Annotated in this window: 22 protein-coding genes; 19 read left to right on the forward strand and 3 right to left on the reverse strand. The window is 39.0% G+C overall.

What is annotated here, in order from left to right; translation table 11 throughout:
• The first annotated feature begins 105 nt into the window (after window positions 1-105).
• The 3 genes from ACK8P5_RS12385 to ACK8P5_RS12395 all read left to right on the forward strand — a co-directional run bounded on the left by ACK8P5_RS12385 (window position 106) and on the right by ACK8P5_RS12395 (window position 3,272).
• On the forward strand, window positions 106-1,401 hold the full coding sequence (locus ACK8P5_RS12385) for an arsenic transporter (protein WP_422661227.1): 1,296 nt from the start codon (window positions 106-108) through the stop codon (window positions 1,399-1,401).
• A gap of 27 nt (window positions 1,402-1,428) precedes the next feature.
• The gene (arsC, locus tag ACK8P5_RS12390; protein ID WP_422661228.1) at window positions 1,429-1,848 is read left to right on the forward strand and encodes an arsenate reductase (thioredoxin); all 420 of its coding nucleotides are present in this window, start codon (window positions 1,429-1,431) and stop codon (window positions 1,846-1,848) included.
• Window positions 1,849-2,222: 374 nt separating this feature from the next.
• Entirely contained in the window at window positions 2,223-3,272 is a 1,050-nt protein-coding gene (locus tag ACK8P5_RS12395) for a flavin-containing monooxygenase (RefSeq protein WP_422661229.1), read from the forward strand.
• Between the two features lie 152 nt (window positions 3,273-3,424).
• Here ACK8P5_RS12395 and ACK8P5_RS12400 read toward each other — a convergent pair whose 3' ends face one another.
• A complete protein-coding gene (locus ACK8P5_RS12400) occupies window positions 3,425-3,637 on the reverse strand; it encodes a hypothetical protein (protein ID WP_422661230.1) in 213 nt (70 codons plus the stop codon).
• 182 nt (window positions 3,638-3,819) lie between these two features.
• Entirely contained in the window at window positions 3,820-5,808 is a 1,989-nt protein-coding gene (locus tag ACK8P5_RS12405) for an ATP-dependent DNA helicase (protein WP_422661231.1), read from the reverse strand.
• A 365-nt stretch (window positions 5,809-6,173) separates the two neighbouring features.
• On the opposite strand from ACK8P5_RS12405, the gene ACK8P5_RS12410 reads away from it, so the two are divergent.
• The 9 genes from ACK8P5_RS12410 (at window position 6,174) to ACK8P5_RS12450 (ending at window position 13,920) form a co-directional block, all read left to right on the forward strand.
• Window positions 6,174-6,821 (forward strand): response regulator transcription factor, encoded by a 648-nt coding sequence (locus tag ACK8P5_RS12410; protein ID WP_422661232.1) that lies wholly within the window; start codon window positions 6,174-6,176, stop codon window positions 6,819-6,821.
• The gene (locus ACK8P5_RS12415) at window positions 6,784-8,196 is read left to right on the forward strand and encodes a sensor histidine kinase (RefSeq protein ID WP_422661233.1); all 1,413 of its coding nucleotides are present in this window, start codon (window positions 6,784-6,786) and stop codon (window positions 8,194-8,196) included. Before ACK8P5_RS12410 ends, ACK8P5_RS12415 begins: the two co-directional genes overlap by 38 nt.
• Before the next feature lie 156 nt (window positions 8,197-8,352).
• Complete coding sequence (locus ACK8P5_RS12420) at window positions 8,353-9,204, forward strand: metallophosphoesterase (RefSeq protein ID WP_422661234.1); 852 nt, start codon at window positions 8,353-8,355, stop codon at window positions 9,202-9,204.
• 101 nt (window positions 9,205-9,305) lie between these two features.
• Window positions 9,306-10,046, forward strand: a complete 741-nt coding sequence (map, locus tag ACK8P5_RS12425; RefSeq protein ID WP_422661235.1) for a type I methionyl aminopeptidase — start codon at window positions 9,306-9,308, stop codon at window positions 10,044-10,046.
• A 143-nt stretch (window positions 10,047-10,189) separates the two neighbouring features.
• Window positions 10,190-10,651, forward strand: coding sequence for a GNAT family N-acetyltransferase (locus ACK8P5_RS12430; protein WP_422661236.1), 462 nt, complete (start codon window positions 10,190-10,192; stop codon window positions 10,649-10,651).
• A gap of 88 nt (window positions 10,652-10,739) precedes the next feature.
• Entirely contained in the window at window positions 10,740-11,168 is a 429-nt protein-coding gene (locus ACK8P5_RS12435; protein ID WP_422661237.1) for an SRPBCC family protein, read from the forward strand.
• Window positions 11,169-11,189: 21 nt separating this feature from the next.
• The gene (locus ACK8P5_RS12440) at window positions 11,190-11,969 is read left to right on the forward strand and encodes an alpha/beta hydrolase (RefSeq protein ID WP_422661238.1); all 780 of its coding nucleotides are present in this window, start codon (window positions 11,190-11,192) and stop codon (window positions 11,967-11,969) included.
• Window positions 11,970-12,267: 298 nt separating this feature from the next.
• A complete protein-coding gene (locus ACK8P5_RS12445) occupies window positions 12,268-13,059 on the forward strand; it encodes an aminoglycoside phosphotransferase family protein (protein ID WP_422661239.1) in 792 nt (263 codons plus the stop codon).
• A 150-nt stretch (window positions 13,060-13,209) separates the two neighbouring features.
• A complete protein-coding gene (locus ACK8P5_RS12450; RefSeq protein WP_422661240.1) occupies window positions 13,210-13,920 on the forward strand; it encodes a dihydropteridine reductase in 711 nt (236 codons plus the stop codon).
• Window positions 13,921-13,949: 29 nt separating this feature from the next.
• Here the strand turns inward: ACK8P5_RS12450 and ACK8P5_RS12455 are convergent, their stop codons facing one another.
• A complete protein-coding gene (locus ACK8P5_RS12455; RefSeq protein ID WP_422661241.1) occupies window positions 13,950-14,672 on the reverse strand; it encodes a MerR family DNA-binding transcriptional regulator in 723 nt (240 codons plus the stop codon).
• A gap of 422 nt (window positions 14,673-15,094) precedes the next feature.
• Here ACK8P5_RS12455 and ACK8P5_RS12460 point away from each other — a divergent pair, with 422 nt between their 5' ends.
• From ACK8P5_RS12460 to ACK8P5_RS12490, 7 genes are all read left to right on the forward strand, one after another.
• Window positions 15,095-16,384, forward strand: a complete 1,290-nt coding sequence (locus ACK8P5_RS12460; protein ID WP_422661464.1) for a M20/M25/M40 family metallo-hydrolase — start codon at window positions 15,095-15,097, stop codon at window positions 16,382-16,384.
• On the forward strand, window positions 16,371-17,180 hold the full coding sequence (locus ACK8P5_RS12465) for a DUF3100 domain-containing protein (RefSeq protein ID WP_422661242.1): 810 nt from the start codon (window positions 16,371-16,373) through the stop codon (window positions 17,178-17,180). The genes ACK8P5_RS12460 and ACK8P5_RS12465 overlap by 14 nt, the downstream gene beginning before the upstream one ends.
• Window positions 17,161-17,649 carry a hypothetical protein gene (locus ACK8P5_RS12470; protein ID WP_422661243.1) on the forward strand — a complete coding sequence of 163 codons (489 nt, stop codon included), beginning with the start codon at window positions 17,161-17,163 and terminating at the stop codon, window positions 17,647-17,649. The genes ACK8P5_RS12465 and ACK8P5_RS12470 overlap by 20 nt, the downstream gene beginning before the upstream one ends.
• 255 nt (window positions 17,650-17,904) lie before the next feature.
• Window positions 17,905-18,573 carry an HAD family hydrolase gene (locus tag ACK8P5_RS12475; RefSeq protein WP_422661244.1) on the forward strand — a complete coding sequence of 223 codons (669 nt, stop codon included), beginning with the start codon at window positions 17,905-17,907 and terminating at the stop codon, window positions 18,571-18,573.
• Between the two features lie 186 nt (window positions 18,574-18,759).
• The gene (locus ACK8P5_RS12480) at window positions 18,760-19,494 is read left to right on the forward strand and encodes a hypothetical protein (RefSeq protein ID WP_422661245.1); all 735 of its coding nucleotides are present in this window, start codon (window positions 18,760-18,762) and stop codon (window positions 19,492-19,494) included.
• A gap of 210 nt (window positions 19,495-19,704) precedes the next feature.
• Window positions 19,705-20,268: a histidine phosphatase family protein gene (locus ACK8P5_RS12485; protein WP_422661246.1), complete on the forward strand. Its 564-nt coding sequence runs from the start codon at window positions 19,705-19,707 to the stop codon at window positions 20,266-20,268.
• Window positions 20,269-20,342: 74 nt separating this feature from the next.
• Window positions 20,343-21,365: a DUF2332 domain-containing protein gene (locus tag ACK8P5_RS12490; RefSeq protein ID WP_422661247.1), complete on the forward strand. Its 1,023-nt coding sequence runs from the start codon at window positions 20,343-20,345 to the stop codon at window positions 21,363-21,365.
• Window positions 21,366-21,547: the final 182 nt, after the last annotated feature.

Below are 21,547 nucleotides of genomic sequence, written 5' to 3' on the forward strand. Positions count from 1 at the left end.
TCTGTTAAATACTTAAATACATAAGAATATAGTTATATATTAATTTAGTAGAGAGGAAAAACATAACTACGTTCTAGTTCAAGGTGTAATTGGAGGGTTTGTAAATTGGTTTCTGTTGTCTTGGCAAGCATAATTTTTCTTGTTACTTTAATTTTTGTTATTTGGCAGCCTAGAAATCTATCCATTGGATGGTCAGCTTGTGGAGGTGCTGTTCTAGCGCTTCTCGTTGGAGTCGTTAATTTTCAAGATGTGTGGGAGGTCACCCAGATTGTATGGAATGCGACGCTAGCCTTTGTTGCGATTATTATCATTTCATTGATCTTGGATAAAATCGGTTTGTTCGAGTGGGCCGCGTTACATATGGCTAAAGCGGCTCAAGGAAACGGAATTTGGATGTTTGTGTATGTATCGTTACTTGGAGCTGTCGTCGCTGCTTTTTTCGCGAATGATGGAGCTGCTCTAATCCTAACGCCTATTGTACTAGCGATGGTTAGAGCACTTCATTTTGACGAGAAGAAAGTATTCCCGTTCATTATCGCGAGTGGTTTTATAGCGGATACAACTTCTCTACCTCTCGTGGTCAGTAACCTGGTGAATATCGTATCGGCAGATTTTTTTGGGATAACCTTTATCGAATATGCTAGTCGTATGATTGTTCCGAATTTGTTCGCTTTGGGAGCCAGTATCCTTGTACTTTACTTATTTTTCCGTAAGAGTATCCCGCGGAAGTTTGATGGGACACAGCTTAAGCACCCATCAACAGCGATTAAAGATCCAAAAATGTTTCGTTTATCATGGATCGTGTTAGGTGTTCTACTTATTGGTTATTTTGTATGTGAGTTTGTCGGCATTCCGGTTTCTATTGTTGCTGGAGTTATCGCAATTTCCTTCCTGCTGATGGCTAGAAGAAGTCCGGCTGTACAAACAAAAGAAGTACTTAAAGGTGCTCCATGGGCGATCGTGTTTTTCTCGATAGGCATGTATGTCGTAGTCTATGGCTTGCGTAATGCCGGCCTTACTGATCTTCTCGCAAGTGCCATACAGAGTATTGCCGATCAAGGTCTGTTTGCTGCAACTATGGGAATGGGCTTTATTGCAGCAGTGATTTCATCGATTATGAACAATATGCCAACTGTCATGATTGATGCGTTAGCAATAGATGCGACAAACACTTCAGCCGCCATTAGAGAAGCGTTAATATACGCGAATGTTATAGGATCCGATTTAGGTCCCAAAATCACACCGATAGGCTCACTGGCAACTCTATTATGGCTACATGTCCTTTCCACTAAAGGTGTAAAGATAAGCTGGGGAACGTACTTCAAAACAGGGATCATATTGACTATACCGACATTATTTATAACCCTATTAGGATTATATATTTGGTTAACCATACTTTAATTCAAGCGATAAGGGAGAGAAACAATGATGAAAAAAAAGACACTTTACTTCTTATGCACAGGCAATTCATGCCGTAGTCAAATGGCTGAGGGATGGGCCAAAAAACATCTGGGTGATGATTGGAATGTCTTCAGTGCAGGTATTGAAGCTCATGGTCTAAACCCGAATGCAGTTAAAGCAATGAATGAGGTAGGAATTGATATTTCGAATCAAACTTCCGATATCATTGATCCTAAAGTGTTAAATCAATCCGACTTGGTGGTCACCTTATGTGGTGATGCTGCCGATCGTTGTCCGATGACGCCTCCACATGTTCGCCGTGAGCACTGGGGATTTGATGATCCAGCTAAAGCTCAAGGAACAGACGAAGAAAAGTGGACTGTATTTAAGCGCGTTCGTGATCAAATCGGTGAACGTATTCGAAAATTCGCTGTAACTGGCGAGTAAACACGATTCTGGAGCCGGGAGCTTTCTCGGCTTCCTTTAATTTAGAATAGAAATGATATGAAATAAACCCTGCTCAAAGGGAATCCCCTGAAAAGATATTTGGAGCATAGTTGTGATAGCCACTTGACTACAGGTGGCTATTTATATAGGTGATTTTATATAATACTTGTAAGTTACAACTATATAAGGTATAACTGGTCTAAGGTCATACTAGTGAAAATGTGAATATAATTCGTTTTTTAATACATATTTGAATTTGACTGATGGATTGGTTCTACGATTAATTACTTGCAAATTACAACTTTAAGCATTAATAAAGACGGCATTCTATTTATTATTTAAAAGCATACTTAAAGTGCGAGGAGAGAAGAACAATGAATCAAGTTTTAGATGTCATCGTCATTGGTGGTGGACAATCCGGATTAGCATCAGGGTACCATTTGAAGAAAAGCGGTTTATCATTTTTAATATTGGAAGCGAGTGGAGAAGCTGCAGGTTCGTGGCCAAATTACTATGATAGTTTAAAGTTGTTTTCACCGGCTAAATATTCATCCTTGCCTGGATTATCTATAACATCTTCAAGTGATTGTTATCCTGATCGCGATGAAGTCGTTCAGTATTTGAAAAATTACGCGTCTCATTTTCAGTTGCCGATTGCTTTTCATCAACGTGTTGAGCAAGTCTCTAAAGAATCAGATATCTTTCAAGTTCGCACTACTACTGGAGAAATATACAATGCACGTAATGTGATCTGTGCTACGGGTTCATTTAACAAGCCATATATACCAACTATAGAAGGACAGGAATATTTCAAAGGAAATAACATACATTCCGCATTTTATAAGACACACGATCCCTTTAAAGATCAAACTGTTATTGTCGTTGGTAGGGGGAACTCAGCTGTGCAAATCGCCATGGAATTAGCAGATATAACAAATACAACGTTAGCTGTACGTAAGCCCATTTCACTTATGCCGCAGCATATTCTAGGGAAAGACATACATTTCTGGTTTATCCTCACCGGTATCGATTCAAAGTGGAGGATAGGAAAGTCATTGGTAAATACCTCTGGCGTAATGGATCTGGATGGATATAAGCAAAGGTTGAAGGAAGGTAAACCCAAGCAAAAAAACATGTTTACATCGTTTTATGAAGATGGAGTTATTTGGGCCGATGGATCTAAAGAGAAGGTGGATAGCGTTATCTTTGCAACGGGATTTCGTTCCAATTTGGATTTCATTAAAGATTTAGGAGGGCTTGATGTTAATGGGGTCCCACTACAAAGCAGTGGAATAAGTACTGTTGTATCCGGTCTACATTTTGTAGGATTATCCGGTCAGCGCTCCTTTGCTTCAGCTACCATCCGTGGGGTCGGTCAGGATGCTAAATATGTTATAAAGCACATTCGAAAAAGAGACCGGTAAGGTGCACTAAACCGTTTGAACAAAATAAGACTTTCATTCCTTATCCTAAATGATGAAATGAAATGATTTTCTGAGACCTGTTTCTTCTTCAAGCTATATGAAACGAGTGGTTCAATGAGACTACATCATAGTGTCCTCAGAAAAAATATTACCTAGACGGTGGCACAATCTCTTTTATGTTCAAACTGTATTAATCTACACACATGCTTAATTTCCTCTAAAGGCACCCATACAGCGCCATAGACACTCCACATTTTCAAACGATCAGTACAAGAATGGGGTATACCTTCTAATATTTCTCCATTATTTAAGTGTACGATCATAACCTGTTTCTTCTGTATAGCTGCATTAATCTCTTTAAGCATCTTTTCCAACCTCCATGTCCTAAGAACTATATCTATTCTATCAAATACAGGAATTATTTACTATGATTAAAATTTATTAATAAGCATTATGAAGTAAGAAATGAGATATATGAAAATATGCTAAAAAGCCTTACAAGATGCAATCTTGTAAGGCTTTTTACAATAAGGTTAGCTATAGTTATCTACTCAACGGATAGCAACGATTCAACTTCAAGTGTAGCTCCAGGCGGTAATACTGCTTCCACACTACCTCTGACATGCTGATTGAGCAAAATTTCCGCATCCAAGATGGCTGCTATCCCTTGATCCGTCGAAGAGCGAATGAGTCTTCCTAATCCTTGTCGTAAGCGGAGGAGCATATATGGAAGATCCACTTCTTCATACGGTGAATTTGCAGCTTCCCGTTTAGCTATAAATACAGGATCTTCGGGCGGATAAGGCAGTGACCAGATCATAACGTTGGACAATGAAGGTCCTGGTACATCCAGCCCCTCCCATAAGCTTGCCGCACAGAGAACACTTTCCTCAGTATTTTGGAATTCAGCTATTAGATTGCTAATCTCACGGTCACCTTCATACAGCATGGTATAAGATGCGAAAGATGGATGGTGCGAAGCTGCTTGCTTAAACTCGCGGAGCTCATTCATGGTTCTAAATAACAATAAAGCTCGTCCTTCGGTACGTTCGATCAGCTTGGCCGCCAGAGCTAGCTTCTTCGAGGCAGATACGTCACTCCGAATTTCTCCATCTTGCAGAAGTTCACTCGGTGCTAATAGCTTCATCTGTTTCTCATAATCATAAGGAGAGTCTACGGAAAAAGATAAAAAGTCGCTGATTCCGAGACTTCCTGCTACGTAATCAAATGAACCATCTACCGACATGGTTGCTGATGAGAATACAATTGGCATCTGAAGACCAAATACCCGCTCCTCCAGAACTTCTTTGACTGTTTGCGGCATAATGGCTAGTGTTGCTGCACCATCTTCATTTTCTTCTGCCCAGCAAATGTAGGTATCAGGCTCACGGAACAGATGAAGCGCAGTCTGGATCATCTCCAGATGCTCTTCAACGATACGCAGCTTATATTCATCAAGCGTATGCAAGCCACTCTCAAAGACCAGTTCTTCATCAATCGCTTCAATTGTACTTTTCCAGCGATTCAGTTCTTGTATGAGCTTCTCATCCATTAGGATTCGTTTTCGATCAGAACCAGGTATCACGGTACTTTGCTCTGCGATCAGAGTAAATACGAGCTGACTTTGATCAATGGAATCTTCAATTCGTTCTGCCAGTGACTCCCTGATCTCCCCATCTAGAAGACGAGTAATAATCTCTTCATATGCACTATGCTTCAGCTTATAGCTGAGGGCATGTTGTGCCGCCGATTCGAGTAAATGTCCTTCGTCAAAGACAACTGAACTATGTTCAGGGAGCAAGGGAAGTTGACCTTCTCTTTTTCTACCCTCATAGGTCCACACATGTTCCATGTAGTAGTCGTGGGAACAGATAATAAGATCTGTAGATTTCCGATAATGATCCCGGGACAGGGTCATGCCGCATCGATGTCTTTTGTCACATACAAAACAATCTTGAAATGAATCCCAGTTGATCTTATTCCACTGTTCATCATTCAGATGGGGGTAATCTTTACGATCGCCGTATGGGTAAAAAGATTGCATCGTTCCAGGGGAGTGTACAAAATCAGGAAGATTCTCATACACGTCTTCAATAACCGCAGCATCCTCATCTTGAAGACGAACACCGTCTATTTTTTTAAGACATAGATATTGATCAGGGGATTTACCAAGCCGCGCATCAATCTGTAAATCCAAATAACGGGCAAGCTTAGCGATGTCACCTTCTTGTTTCACAAGTTGCTCAATGAGTGACTCATCTGCACAGGCAATCACTGCAGGCTTACGTGTATATCTTGCATAGTTCACTGCATAAAGCAGATACACGAGAGTTTTTCCCGTACCAACACCTGCTTCTGCAAAAATCGTTTGCTTATTGGCATAGGCTCTTTCCAATTGGTAAGCCATAAATATTTGTTCATCACGTACATCAAATCCATGTTCAGGCAACACATCATAAAATACATCCGCAACCCAATCGCCGACCTGCTTGACGAAAGATTCAGTCGGATCATACGAGAAAGGATATCGATCCAAGCTTACGCCTCCAACACTATCAAATTCTTAAATGGCAAACTCGTATTATCTCATGAATGAACAGTTTTGGCAAACTCATATAACAGATTATTAATGGTTGTCACACTAGTGTAACGAAGCCAGTTTAAGATTGTGGTCACTGACATAAGCAGTTGTATTTCCATAATTTGAAGGAGCGAAAGAATGTGAAGGGTTTTCCAAGATTATTGTTTGTTTCTTACATTATTATTGTCCTAATTCTTCTTGTTTTGGCTAATAATAAAACTGTTATCGATTCTATAAGAACGTTTTTTTGAGATAGCAGTATCCATAAGATTCCCCTTGGCTAACTCTTAAATGAATCAAACGGGATAAGGGTGATTACTATGCGTGTATTAATAGCTGATGACGAACCGGATATGTTACGGATATTAACAGCATATTTCAAGAAGGAAAGGTACGAGGTATTTACGGCCAATAACGGTGAGGAAGCATTAGAGACTTTTTATCGTGAGAAAGTGGATCTTGTCATTTTAGATTGGATGATGCCCAAGAAAAGTGGGATTGAAGTATGCCGCGAAATCAAAGCCCGCTCGGATAAAAAAGTGCTGATTTTGACAGCAAAAGGTGAAGAAGAGGATGAATTGAAGGCTCTTAGCATCGGTGCTGATGAATATATTCGAAAGCCGTTTCACCCAAAGGTTCTCGTGCTGAGAGTCAAAAAGCTGATGGGCATCGAAAAGGAACTTCGTTATCAAACACTTCGAATTGATCCGGAAGGAAGTAAAGTGTATAAAGATGATGTCGATTTGCAGTTAACTAAAACGGAATTTGAGCTAATGTACGCTCTTGTTCGCCACAGAGGCCAGATTCTAACTCGGCAGAAGTTACTGGATATCGTATGGGGGCTCGATTATTTTGGCGATATCAGAACTGTGGATACACATGTTCGCAGACTAAGAGAGAAAGTTGGTGAACAAGTGATTAAAACACATCGTGGACTTGGCTACAGTGTGGATGCCAGCGATGAATAAGTTAGGGCGTAAGTTGTCTACAAGCATAACGGTTTCCGTTCTACTCCTCTTCGTCATGTTCATCCCCCTGGAGAACTTGTTTATTCCGAAATATTATATTTACAAATCAAGAGAACAACTCAATGAAGCTGTCCTTAAAGTATCTGAACTTTCAGAAGAGAATTGGATCGAAGCGATTCCCAAACTTGAACAAGAATATAGTGTGACCATCGTGTACGATCATTTACGGAAGCCCGTAAATGAGCTTAATGATTCACTCAAGCAGCAGCTTGCGATTAAGAGAGTTACCTTGAACAAATTTTGGATTACGGAAGAATCTTTATTGAGGCTTAAGGCAAATACCCGGGTTAATAAAATCTACGATCAGGGTAAACTCAAGTCTAGCTTTTACACCAGTTTTATCCCAAAGGGTGAAATGATTGTTCTTATAGGGCTTTCAATGACCCACTTAAGCGATACAATTCAGATAATCAATGAATTCTATTTATTATTAGCGCTTTTTTTGGTTCTAATAATTGTGTTAATTGTATGGATCTTGTCATATCGAATGACCAAACCACTGAAAGAACTAGGGCAGGTGGCGAAGGACATATCGGAGCTGCGATTCCGAAAAGCTATAGTCCATACCCGTGATGAAATCGAAGAGCTGGCGGAAAGTATCAACACGATGAGTGACAAGCTATGTGCCGCACATACTGATTTATCTAGAAGAAATGAAAGTTTAAAGCAGTTTATGTCGGATATGTCGCATGAGCTGAAAACGCCGATTTCTCTAATTCAGGCTTATGCCGAAGGGATTCAAGATGGGCTTGATGACGGCAGTTATGCGACAACAATTTTGCGGCAGAATGATAACATGGCAAAAATTATTGACGAATTTTTGGATTTTTCGAAAATCGAACGGGATGAGTTAAAGCTTCATCCTGTTGACTTTAAAAGTATGTTTCATGAATGCGCCGAAAAATTTCATATCGAACTAAAATCGAAGCAACTAAAGCTTTTGATACACGATGAATTAATGAGTAATCCAGTGATCGAAGCAGATCCGGGTAAGATTAGAATGGTTTTTGATAACCTGATAGGTAATGCGGTCAAATATGCAGTAGGTGAACAAATTGACGTACATTTCCGTGAGGAGGATGGGGACATTGTACTTACTATAAGCAATCGTTTTTCAGGAGAAATTGCTGATCCATCTCAGCTGTGGGAGCCTTTTTATGTTGAGGAACGATCACGGTATAAAGCTATATCAGGTACGGGCCTCGGGCTAGCGATAGTCAAAACCGTTCTGGAACGACACGGATTCCGATATGAAGTAGAAACAGAGGGGCAAACGATCCATTTTAATATATATTTCAAAAGAATGAGCCCCTAAGCTGATAAAACCAAAAACACCTTCAGAAGATTGTATCCTTTTTTGTGATGCAATTCTTGAAGGTGTTTTTTGTTAACACCAATCATCTTGTAACTTGGTTGTCACAAGTTCCTTTTATACTGTTTCAGAACGATATAAAAGGAGTGGAATAAGATCGTGAAGTTACTAAAATATTTATGTATCAGTTTTGTTGTTTTGATTCTATTAACCTGTGGTTGTATATTCTATGCGTTTCAAATCGAACCTTATAACCTTCAAATTAAGGAATACACACTGAATGAAACCCGAGCAGATACAAACGAAATAACTATTGTGCAGATCTCTGATTTGCACATCAAAAAGGATTTCACCTATGAAAACCTGGCTAATGTAGTAGAGACAATTAACGCACAAAAGCCTGATATTGTAATATTCACAGGAGATTTGTACGATAATTATGCGAAATACAACGATGATAACAATTTAATTAAGGAATTACAGAAAATTGAAGCGAAGTACAATAAAATATCCATATGGGGAAATCGTGACTACGGTGGCGGGGCTGTAAGACAATATGCAACCATTATGGAACAGTCAGGCTTTACACTGCTAACAAACAAGAACCTGTATGTAACCCTTGATAATGGCAAGAAAATACTTTTTACAGGACTAGATGACTCTTTGCTTGGAAATCCGTTCATGCCGGATTCTACAAAAATGTATGACTCTGATTATGATATCCTGCTGACACATGAACCGGATGCTGCTATTAATTATTTGAATTATAATTATGACATCATATTAAGTGGGCATAGTCACGGGGGTCAGTTTAATATCCCATTCCTGCCTGTGGTCAATGAAATGGCAGTTACTTCGACTCGTCTTTCCACAGAATACAGCGGTGGGATGTATACATTAAAATCGGATACAGATTCAACTTTATATGTAAATACAGGGATTGGAACTACTCATATTTCTGCACGATTCGGTGTTGTACCCGAAGTTGCAGTTTTTCATATTTATATATAGCATTTCCTCGAAAACCCCTCATATTTTACATGACATAAGTTTTCTGAGAAAATAAATATCTATATAGGTAATCCAAGATAAAGGAAAGTGAGATAAGCCAAATGATTGCAAAAACAGAAGAAGACTTTAATGGTTTGAAGGAAATTGGCAAAATTGTTGCAGCTATTCGAGATGAACTGGTACAAAGAACGGTTCCTGGAGTAACGACAAAAGAGCTTGATGAAATTGCTGGAGAGCTTTTTAAGAAAGAAGGCGCAGTTTCAGCTCCAAAAAGTGAATATAATTTCCCAGGTTATACATGTATCAGTGTGAATGAAGAAGTGGCTCATGGAATTCCAGGAGATCGGGTTATTTGTGAAGGAGATATCGTAAATGTAGATGTTTCCGGTTCAAAGAACGGTTATTTCGCTGATACAGGCATCTCATTCGTAGTTGGCGAAGGAGAAGAAGCGTTAACCAAAATATGTAAGGTTGCCAAACAGGCTTTTGAAATGGGTCTTAAAAAGGCAAAACCAGGCTCTAAAAAAAGCGGGATTGGAAAAGCAGTATTCTTAACAGCAAAACATCATGGATTAACGGTCATCAAAAACCTTACAGGACATGGTGTTGGGCGTGCCATACATGAAGCACCAGACCATATTTATAATTACAACGACACAACAGATGATGAGTTATTAAGAGAAGGGATGGTTATCGCATTTGAACCATTTATCTCAACCTCTGAAGAAGAAGTATTCGAAAAAGGAGACGGCTGGACATTTATTACAAAAAAAAGCCGTGTAGCTCAGATAGAACATACGATTATCCTTACTAAAAATGGTCCGATTATTGTCACACTATAATAAATTGAAGAAGTCGATTCCTAGCTGGGAATCGGCTTTTTATATTTAAGTAGAGCCTGATAGAGGATAGCAAGGAATAAAGCATCGAGTATCGAAGCTATATATGTGCCTTGCACTGATTACAGCGGGATTAGGAGGATAAGATGGTGGAGATTTACGAGCTTAAAGATAAAGCTGAATATTTTGAAAAAGCAGTACTACTATTTTGGCAGCAATGGGGTACAGAGAGTAATTTTAATTTCTATCATGACTGTATGCTTCATTCCATAAATACAGATAGCGAATTGCCAAGTTTTTATATAGCCTTACAAAATGAATCGATCATTGGTATGTACGCATTATTGCGTAATGACTTAATTTCTCGTCAGGATCTATTTCCTTGGCTTGCCTGTCTGTATGTTTCACCCGAACATAGAGGCGATAAAATGGGTGCCTCATTACTGAGGCATGCTCTTGAAGAAACCCGAGACAAAGGGCACAACAAACTTTATCTTTGCACAGATATGGACGGATATTATGAGAAATACGGGTGGAGTCACTTCACGAATGCTTACATATTCACTGGTGAGGAGATAAAAATTTACGAGACGACGACGCTAACCTAAAGGATAGCAATCCAAAAGAAACGATCATATTCATCTAAAGTTATCATAATTATCAAGCACAAATTATGCAGTTAGAAAGGAGTAAGGTATGGCAAATATCGAGCATTTACAAACTGTACATGTTCCAGCACGGAAGATCTACGAAACTCTAACTACCGCTGAAGGATTGTCGGAAATATGGACCAGTGAACTTGTTATTCATAATCAAATTGGATTTATTAATGAATTTCGATTCGGAAGCGATGATATAACTAAGATGCGGATAGAGGAATTGATCCCTAACCAAAAAATCGTTTGGCAGTGTATCGATTCTGATCCAGAATGGATCGGTACGATTATTTCGTTTGATATAGAGGAGAGGAATGGGAAGTCTTATATTACTTTGCGTCATATGAAATGGAAAGAAGTAACGCCATTTTATCGCTCCTGTAACTATAACTGGGCTATTTTCCTTTATAGTCTCAAGTCCTATTGTGAAGATGGCGAAGGTATTCCCTATCAAAAACGTAAGTTTTAAAAATATAAGGGGGGATTTAATATGCGAGGATTTCCATTTGTTTTTCCAGTAAAAGAGGTAACTTATAAAGTTATTGGGGATCGAAAACTGAACTTTTACATTTTTGAGCCCGATTCTAAACATCATAACAGGACCGCTATATTGTTTTTTATTGGCGGAAGTTTCGGCAAAGGTCCCCGAACGCCTGCAGATTTCCAGCATCATGCAGAGTACCTTTCAACAAAAGGGATAGACGCGATATGTGTGGACTATCGAAATGGTCACGATGAAGGTTTTACCCCGATCCAAGCTATCTGCGATGTTAAATCCGCTGTCCGGTATTTACGTGAAAACTCGTTAGAGTTTGGGGTTGACCCAGAAAAAATCGTGGTGTGTGGGTCATCTGCTGGCGGATATATCGCAGTATCATCCATCATGTTTGATCACATGAATAACGACGGAGACAATATAAGCATTAACCATATACCCAATGCACTGGTGATATTCGGTGCTGGGATGGATGGTGTTGATATCATGACGAGACGCTATCCAGAGCTGCTCGATCAAGCACGCGAAATGTCACCTTACCACAATGAAAAAAAGTGTTTACCTCCCACGTTATGGATGATCGGAACCGAGGATGACCTTCTCGAACAAAATAAAGCTTTTGTTGATCGGATGATAGCGAAAGGAAATGATATCACCTGGGTCACTTATGATGACATGGAACATGGCTTTTTTCTTTACGGAAGACATGAGAATCGTCCGTTGAACGAAACCAAATTAAAGATTGAGGAGTATTTGAAGTCGATAGCTTTTTAAATAAATTATTTCCTCGTTTGTAAATCAGTGGTAATATCTATTTAGAGATGTAGGAGAGGGGAATCTATACAAATGTGGAATACCTTGAACTGATTATTTAATTGGATAGAGACGATGGCGATCCTTGATTCATAAGGGTGCGTTTATTTGTCTACTTTAAATCATTCAAGGGATACATGGTGTGGACAATTTAATTCCCATTGCCTAAGCAGATACCTTTGTATATCTGCTTTTTATTTATGGGAAAATACATCTCGATTGACGCAATCATAGAGTCCCTATATTGGGGGGGATTTATTTGGAAAGTAAAAAAGAAGAAGCACTAACTGGAGGAAATGTCTCCACTGTATATCGTCTGGGAGACACGGTTCGACGACAATTAAAGCCTGATAGTGTTAAAATTCATTCACTGCTAAAGCATCTTGAGATCAAAGGCCTACATGGCGTGCCGAAGTTTCTAGGTACTGATGAAAAAGGGAGAGAAATCTTATCCTTTATCGAAGGAGAAGCTGGTAATTATCCGTTAAAAGAATTCATGTGGTCGAATGAGTCTTTAAAAAAGATCGCAAAAATGCTTCGTCTCTATCATGATGCGGTGAGTGATTTTCCGATGGAAGAGCATTGGCATCCGATTGATAACACTCCGCAGCCATTTGAGGTGATGTGTCATAATGATTTTGCCATCTATAATATAATTTTTAATCGCCAAGAACCAATAGGTGTGATTGATTTTGATATGGCTGCTCCAGGTCCAAGACTTTGGGACATCGCTTATACACTTTACACTTGCGTTCCTTTAAGTAGGCTTTATCATACGGAAGCAGGCGAGGCTATATATTACGATTCGTTAAAAGATGCTGAGCGAATCAAACGACGAGTTAAAATGTTTTTTGATTCCTATGGTATGGAGGGTATAGATAAAGGGTTTTTAGAGATGGTACTGCTGCGAGTCGAAGGATTATGTAAAACCATACTAAGGAAAGCCGAAGAAGGTGACATGGCGTTTCAAAGAATGATCGACGAGGGGCATTACGATCACTATCAAGAGGAACTTCGATTCATTCGTGAACACGGAGAAGAATGGACTTAAGAGATAATTCTTGCAGAGCTGGTCGATATAATCGACTGGCTTTATTCAATTAATATATATTTCAAAGGTAATCCATCCTCATAATTGAGAATTGTTATCATTTATAGTATATTAATAAAGATACATATCATAGAGTATGGGGGATATATAATGCAGATATACTGGACTAAAATAAATAAGATCATTGACGAAACACCTGAGGTTAAGACGTACCTGCTAGACCGTCCGGACGACTTTACATGGGAAGAAGGTTCCCACACCCACTTCGCACTGGAAGGCTTTAATGCCGGTGATAAACCGAACCGTAGCCTGATTCGGCACATGTCCATTTCTACTTTACCGCATGAAAATTCAATAGGCATCACAACACGCATTAGAGAGCAGTGCTCTGAGTTTAAAACGATTTTAAGAAATCTAAAAGTCGGCAATGAAGTTGCAATATTTAAAACTCATTCCAATGTACCGCTAAAAAGAGAAGGCAAAAATGTATACTTGCTATCCTCAGGCGTGGGGCTGGCTACGTTCAGACCAATCGTTCTTGAATATTTCGAACGTGCTGACAACGTCAATCAAATACATTCCCTAAACGTTGATTCATCCAAACAGTTCCTATTTACTAATATATTTGAGTCCGCTCTTGACAAGAAGTTTACAGCACAATTCGTCGATAATCGCAAAGACTACTATGAAGAAGTGAAGAATCTTGCTAATGATAAGACAGGACTTTTCTATGTTGTTGGCAGTGACGAATTCCTCGTTCAGAACATTGAAGTACTACGCGAGCAAGGTATCAAGCCGGAACAGATTATGCTTGATAAGCGTGAGCAACAAATACCTGAGTTTTTATCATTCGATCTGTAAATTTCAAATCGTAGAACCCCACTGATTAATCAGTGGGGTTCGTTTTTATTTATCGATTCAATTAATTGATATAACCTAGATATCCCACACATTTGTGACTCAATCCTCTTATTAAGATAAGATCGTATTTCTGTAGTCAGCTTCATGATGTTTTGCAGATCTCGATGCTCAGTAGCGGCTATCCACTGCTTGTACTTCACGGTTTCTTCTGAATAAACGAAGTTCTGCATGATCTGCAGCAACCTCATTTTTAGCAGATGATACCCATTGTAGTATCGATAACTATTATTTGGATCTCGGTCCGCGACCACATATCCAGCGTGTTCCCAGTAACGGATTGTTGATTTAGGTAATTTCATCATTGTGGAAACTTCATTTATACTAAGATGCTGCTTTTGATATAGTGATGTTTTATCGTCTGCGAATACCTGAATATCCTGGATCAACCTCTCTAATTTCTCTTTGTCCTCGTATAAAACAACTTCCTTTTCTCTGATAATCCATAAAGCCTCATGTCGCTTGTCACGTTGAATGTTATGAATAACCTCTGTTGTTAATTCCATTCCGAAAGCAGGAGCCATGGCTTGAATACAAGACAAGTAAGCGGCATGCAGGTCCGTATAATAACGATATCCGTTCCCTGATCTTTCGGCAGAAGGAATAAGACCTTTAGCTTCATAGTTCCGTAAAGTGCTGGGGCTAATCCTATATTTTACTGCCATTTTGTGGGGACGCATCTTCATAAACAGCATCACTCCCTATTGTAAACATTACATTGATTTGTAAGATAATCTAGATACTTCATAGATTATCCTACTTTATGTGTGATCAACCTTTCAATGGGCTTCAATGTTGTACGCTTTTTATGAAAAGATAAAAAGATAAGATCGTACAAGGAATTAAAGGGATTAAGGAAGCAGTGAAAGATAGTGAGGATTGAAGTAACGGGCAGTCATTACAGATTTTAAAAAGGTCTAATAGATATGATGCTACGAATTAAGACTCCTAAATAATGGGTTGTTACATATAAAAATAGAAAAAAAGCCAATAAATTGATTTGAAAACGAACAATTTTTATATTATTATAACTAATGTTCGTGTTTTACCTATTATTCTGTATTAAGCGTAATTGATTCACTAGTAATTTTCGATGAATGAAATGGAGGAACTTGTGTTGATTTTCAAAAACCAGTACGAGGATATTAAGAGGGTTGCAGAAGATATTTATCATCATCCAGAGCTGGGATATAAAGAAGAACGAACCAAACAGATGGTGATCTCTTATTTAAAACAGCTAAATCCAGATATTCAGTTGGAGGAATTCAGTACCACTGGCTTCCGAACGACGTTAGGCGATTCAGATAAAGAGCTGCATGTTGCGTTTATCGCAGAATTGGATGCAGTATATGCTCCATCTCATATGCATGCCGACAAGGCTACAGGTGCTGCTCATAATTGTGGTCATTACACTCAGGTTGCCATTGCGCTTGCTTTATACAGTTACTTTATAAATACCCAGGCATATAAACATTTCGATTACAAAATAACCTTTGTTTTTGTACCAGCGGAGGAGTATTTGGATCTCGCCTACCGAGATGAATTAATGAAACAGAACAAAATCACTCACTACGGTGGTAAGCCGGAAGCCATGAAGCTCGGCGTCTTTGATGATATTGATGTGGGCATTTGTGTGCATGCGATTGGCGGGGAGTTTGCGAAGCGCACCATTAATATTAATTGCGATTTGGCTGGTTTCTTGTATAAGAGATATACTTTTATCGGACAGGCATCTCACGCAGGGTTCGACCCATTTTCCTCAAAAAATGCGTACAGCATGTCTACTTTGTTTAATGTAGCGGTTGGTTTAAGCCGTCAACAGCTTAAAGATTCAGAAAAGGTACGGATTAATCCGATTGTCATGCAATCTGATATGTCCACGAACGTCATTCCGAACGGAATCACCGTAGGAACGGATTTGCGGACTTTATCTGTTGATTATATGAAGGAAGCTGCAGGGAAGCTGGATGCCGCGGCCAAAGGAAGTGCGCTAGCCTTACAGGGAGATGTAGAGATTTCCACTCAAATGGGTTATCTGCCGTTTAATCAAAATCGCTACTTATCTTCTTTTGTAAAAGAGGCTTTTGAGGATACCGAGGAAATTGAAGTGTTATTGGATGCTGATCCAATTAGTGCAGCAGGAGATATCGGTGACTTGGCCTACATGCTTCCATGTATCCAGATCGGTTACAGTGGTTTTACCGGCACGATTCATGGCGATGATTTCATCGATGTCGATCCCGCATTTATATATGAGATTTTCCCGAGATTCCTGGCACAGGTGTTCGAGAAGATGAATGGAGAAATTGATCGATCTAAATTGTATAAAAGAAGTTATGAAGAATATGCCGGGCTGATTAAAGAGATTATACGGGAAGAGGAAGGAAGTCACCATGAAGAAAAATAACTTTATCTATCTCTTAATCTTTGCGTTGGTTGTCATAACGATATCTGAGATGATTGGGTTCCAAAGTATCTCCGTGGGTGGGCTATCTATCGGACTGCTACCTCTCGTGTTTGCGATCATAATTACGATGCTACTTGGGCTTAGCTTTCTGCGTAAAGGCTTCTGGAAAAAGGTCTACAGCAAGGAGAATATTGATTTTGCCGGCAAGTATCTAATCTTTATTATGCTCCCGCTTATGGCGAGATACGGTGCGGATGTTGCCCCAAAAATCAAAGAAATTCTTCAGATTAGTGGGATATTCCTCGTTCAGGAGCTCGGTAACCTGGGAACCGTTATTTTTGGTCTTCCTATTGCGATTCTGCTAGGCTTGAGACGAGAGGCTATTGGCGCTACGCTGGGTATTGGACGTGAAGGTGAGCTTGCGTACATTTCGGAAAAGTACACGCTGGATTCGAAAGAAGGAAGAGGCGTACTGTCGTTATATATTATTGGAACTTTGTTCGGCACCATATTTTTCAGCGTATTTGCACCGATTCTGCTTAGTCTTGGTTTCCGCGTAGAAGCTCTAGCTATGGCATCCGGGGTTGGATCAGGAAGTATGATGAGCGCATCTTCTGCATCCTTAGTTGCTCAAGTTCCAGAAATGGAGAGCACGATCTTATCCTATGCAGCCACAAGCCAGCTGCTGACCAGCTTTTTAGGAACGTTTACGATGGTATTCCTTGCAGCGCCTTTACAGCAATTCCTATATCGAATCTTTACACGAGGTGACAAACATGCAAACCGTGCTGCGTAATAAATACATTAAATATGGTCTGATTGTTCTCTTAAGTATCGCTATGATTCTGTTTACGCAGTTTATTAAAAATATGAAGGACCCTAGCTCAGCGCCTGTCACAGGGATGACGATCGTAGGATTGCTTTCCCTTTGGGCTTTCTCCATGATCGGAATCTTTATATCGGAGAAGTTAAATTCCTCATCCATTAGAATATTGAGAGAGTTCCCGGTATTAGGATGGGTATCGATCACTTCCCTTGTCATGTGTTTGCTTTCTGATTTTTTTGTAGAGGCTATTCAAGCCGTAAATTTCCTTTCGATTACAACACCGATCCTTACGTTCGCAGGTATTTCGGTTGCTAATCGTCTAGTTGATTTAAAGAATACTTCTTGGAAAATTGCCATCGTTGCCATTTTCGTATTTAGCGGAACCTATATTGGTAGTACGCTGGTAGCACAACTCGGATTGTATATTGCAGGAAAGTAAGAACGAGAGTAAATCGTACGAAAACCATTTAGGAAACAAGTAGGGTTATAAATAACAAAAGCACGGTAGACGTAAGTGTCTGCTGTGCTTTTCGTTATTTAGTGGGTTAATAAGAGATCTATTATTAACCTAACGGGCAATTTAACGTAATGAGATAGTTGACACATAATGCTATTGTTATTTACTATATTAAAGTGTTAGTGTATTAAAGTTTTGGCTGAGTATATAATACATAGACTTATTTAGGAGGTAGCTATGGCTATTGAAGCTGTCATCTTTGATTTTGACGGTTTAATTAGAGATACCGAAACATACGAGTTTTATTCATTTCAAGAACTTCTTATGGAGTATGGGGTTGAATTGCCACTAGAATTATACAGTTCTAGGATCGGTGGACATATTAATTCTTTTGATCCTTATGAATTTTTACAACAAAGCATAGGAGAAGCACTAGACCGAGAATATCTTAGAAAATTGAGAAGAGATAAATATGATAAGTTAATTCTTAATCAAAAAACTCTTCCAGGTGTTCAAAACTATTTGGATGAAGCCAAGGGGTTAGGTATCAAAATTGGATTAGCTTCTAGTGCACCTCGAAATTGGGTTGTACCAAATTTAGAGGAGCTGGAGCTTACAGATTATTTTTCTTGCATAAGAACCCACGAAGATGCCAAGAATATTAAGCCTGCTCCTGACCTTTATTTACAAGTTTTAGACTACTTCGGTGTTAAACCTATAAATGCGATTGCTTTCGAGGATTCACCGAATGGAGCAAAAGCGGCAAAGACAGCTGGGATGTATTGTATAATTGTACCGAACAAACTAACTAGAGAATTACCCTTTGAAGCATATGATTTACAATTGAATTCTTTAGAAGACATGAACTTAACAACAGCAATTAAATTATTAAAAAATAATCATTGAACTAACGAGACACGATAGCCCAATTAAGACAAAAAGCCATCCGATCACTTTGATCGGGTGGCTTTATTCAACTATCGGGCAGGATAGTTCAAAAAGTTTCGCGAATATACCCTACATACGGAATTATTTACGAAGTTCGTGAATAACCGTTATGTGCAATTACATATGGGGAGGGTTATTTCTAAGTTGATGATTTCACTAATTCTATCAATATTGATGTATCAATCTCCCATCGTTGTTTTTACTAAAGAAGAAATCGAGAAATATGAAGAGTTATCAAAATCAGTTAATGAAGGTCGATTAATTGACTATACTTTACAATACCCCAAGTACCGTTTTCTACAGTATTTATCATTGAAAGGAAGCTACGTGTTTCACGGTTCTAATTATCGCAATATTGATAGATTTGAACCACGCGAACAAACATTGTACAACAATGAACTAACGAAAGCTGTGTTTGCGACGACAGAACCAATATGGTCTATTTTCTATGCAGTATTTAATCGAAGTGCATTAATCGGGAGTTTTCGAAATGGATGTCTTATAGGACGAAACAAAAAGTACCATTTTTATTCAATAAATGAATCTACAATAAAGAACAATCCTTGGACGGATGGCATGCTGTACATACTACCTAAAGAAAAATTTCATATGTCTGGACAAGGAAAAGTGCAGTTTGATGAGTGGACTTGCAATGAATATGTAGCCCCAGTAGGCAAGATAAGCGTATCTTTATCAGATTTTTATTTCTTGAATAAAGTAGCTGTTCACAAAGATAAAGAGTCATTGTATAGTACTATAGTACCTGGATATTCTATAAAGCACGAACTTTATTGGCGAATTCGAAGAGGGCAAGTAACAGCGCATAACACCGTATCTACGCTGCGGTCCGTTCGGACCTTGATTCGCAAGAAGAAATAGGTAGAGAATTGGAATCAGCTCACAACTCTGCGTAGCTAAGTCCGTCGGACCCGGCGCGTAATTGACGTTGAACTAACGGGAAACGATAGTTCAATAAAAATAAGAAGGCAGCTGATCAGTACGATCGACTGCCTTTATTCAACTAACGGCAGGATTGATCAATACATTCTAGAATACCTAATATCGGATTTGATGTTAGGAGGAAGGGAAATGGAATTCATATTCATTCGTCACGGTCATGGAGAACATCTCAATGATTACCCAAATCGGTTGAATACGCTGCATCCTGGTCTTACGGAATACGGCAAGTTTCAAGTAACACAGCTACGAAATGAAATTAGGATTAATCCTGAAGATTTAGTGCTTGTAAGTCCAACTATACGTACTATTGAGACGGCAACTATTTTGAAAAATAGTAAAGACTTCATTATTTCACCATTTGTAGGTCCGCGAATGTTTCCTCAGAACCCCGAACTTCCCTTTTTCGCATGTGATCACATCCTATCTAAAACTGAAATCACAACTAGATATGCAGATATTGGGTTTCTTGATTTCGACTTGGATTGCTGGACAGAAGGAATAAATACGATCGAACAAACTATTTTTGAAGGATATGCTAAGCGGTTATTAGAGTGGATCGGTGAAAGCTATAAAAGAATATTCATCATTTCACATGATGGTACAATTACGAATTATCGGATATTCCTTGGAGAAAAAGGTTTGACCAGAGAAGATTTTCTTGGTGAGGCTGGGGTATATCAAATGAAAATATAGTTTGTTAGATGCTAAACCAACAAGCATATTCATTCGAATGTTGCTAATATTTTAAGGCTAGGGTGGTAATGGCGTTGGATATCCAAGTTCTATCGGAACGTTTTAGGATTTTTGCAGAAAGAGAGTGTAGAGACTCAAGTCTGCTTTATGAACATCTTGCAGCGAACATAGCAAACGACTTGGACTTGCTTACATTAGCCGCACATTCCAAATCGGGTCAACCCGTACCCAACCTCTTACTGGGGGCAGTTCATTATTTGCTTTTAAGTGGGGTAGAACATGAGTTGGGCGCGTATTATGCCACCATAGCCGACCAACCCAAGGAAGCTTCAGGAGCAATATTTTATTTCAAGGATTTTTGTATACAGAACGAAAATAAGATTATTCAACTTTTAGAAAGTAAACGTGTCCAGACGAATGAAGTTAGACGATGCACCTATTTATACCCCAGCTTTTGTCACATCTATAGGATATCAAAGAAGCCGCTGACTCTAATAGAATTGGGAACGAGTGCGGGCCTGCAACTTCTATGGGACCAATATACCTACTCTTATAATTCCAGCCAAAAGTACGGATCTGAACATTCGACGTTAGAGATAAGTGCAGAAATAAAAGGAGATAAGTTTCCATTTTTGTTTGAGCATAGTCCACCTGTCACACGCAGAATCGGATTAGACTTACACGTTAATAACCTAAACAATCCCGAAGATTATCTTTGGCTAAAAGCATTGATTTGGCCAGAACACAAGGAACGTAATACGTATTTTGAAAAAGCAGCTGATTACCTAAAAAGCCAGCCCATTGAACTGATTGAAGGAGACGGGATATCCATTCTTCCAGAAATTATCCCTACTATTTCTCAGGATTCATCCATATGTATTTTTCATACCCATGTTGCCAACCAGATACCGGCAGATTCTAAGAATAAACTAAGTGCGCAAATTCAGTCATTGGGTAATGAACGAGAAGTATTTCATCTCTACAACAATATGTGGGACCCTGACCTTCATCTTGATTACTATATTAATGGAAATGAACACCGTGAAACGCTAGCAGAAACAGACGGTCACGGTCGTTGGTTTAAGTGGAAATTATGAGATAAAATCCGAATACAAATAATCCGAATCCTACGATAAAATGAATACTTCTTACCATCCACCATGGTAATATTTTTAATAATAGTCCCACAAACAAGCCAAACAATATACTACCGATTACACAGATTATTGCCCCAAAGATCCAACCTATAAAAGTATCGGATGAAATGTTTAAGAAACTA

This window comes from Paenibacillus sp. EC2-1 (assembly GCF_049311625.1).
GTDB lineage: Bacteria > Bacillota > Bacilli > Paenibacillales > Paenibacillaceae > Paenibacillus_AQ.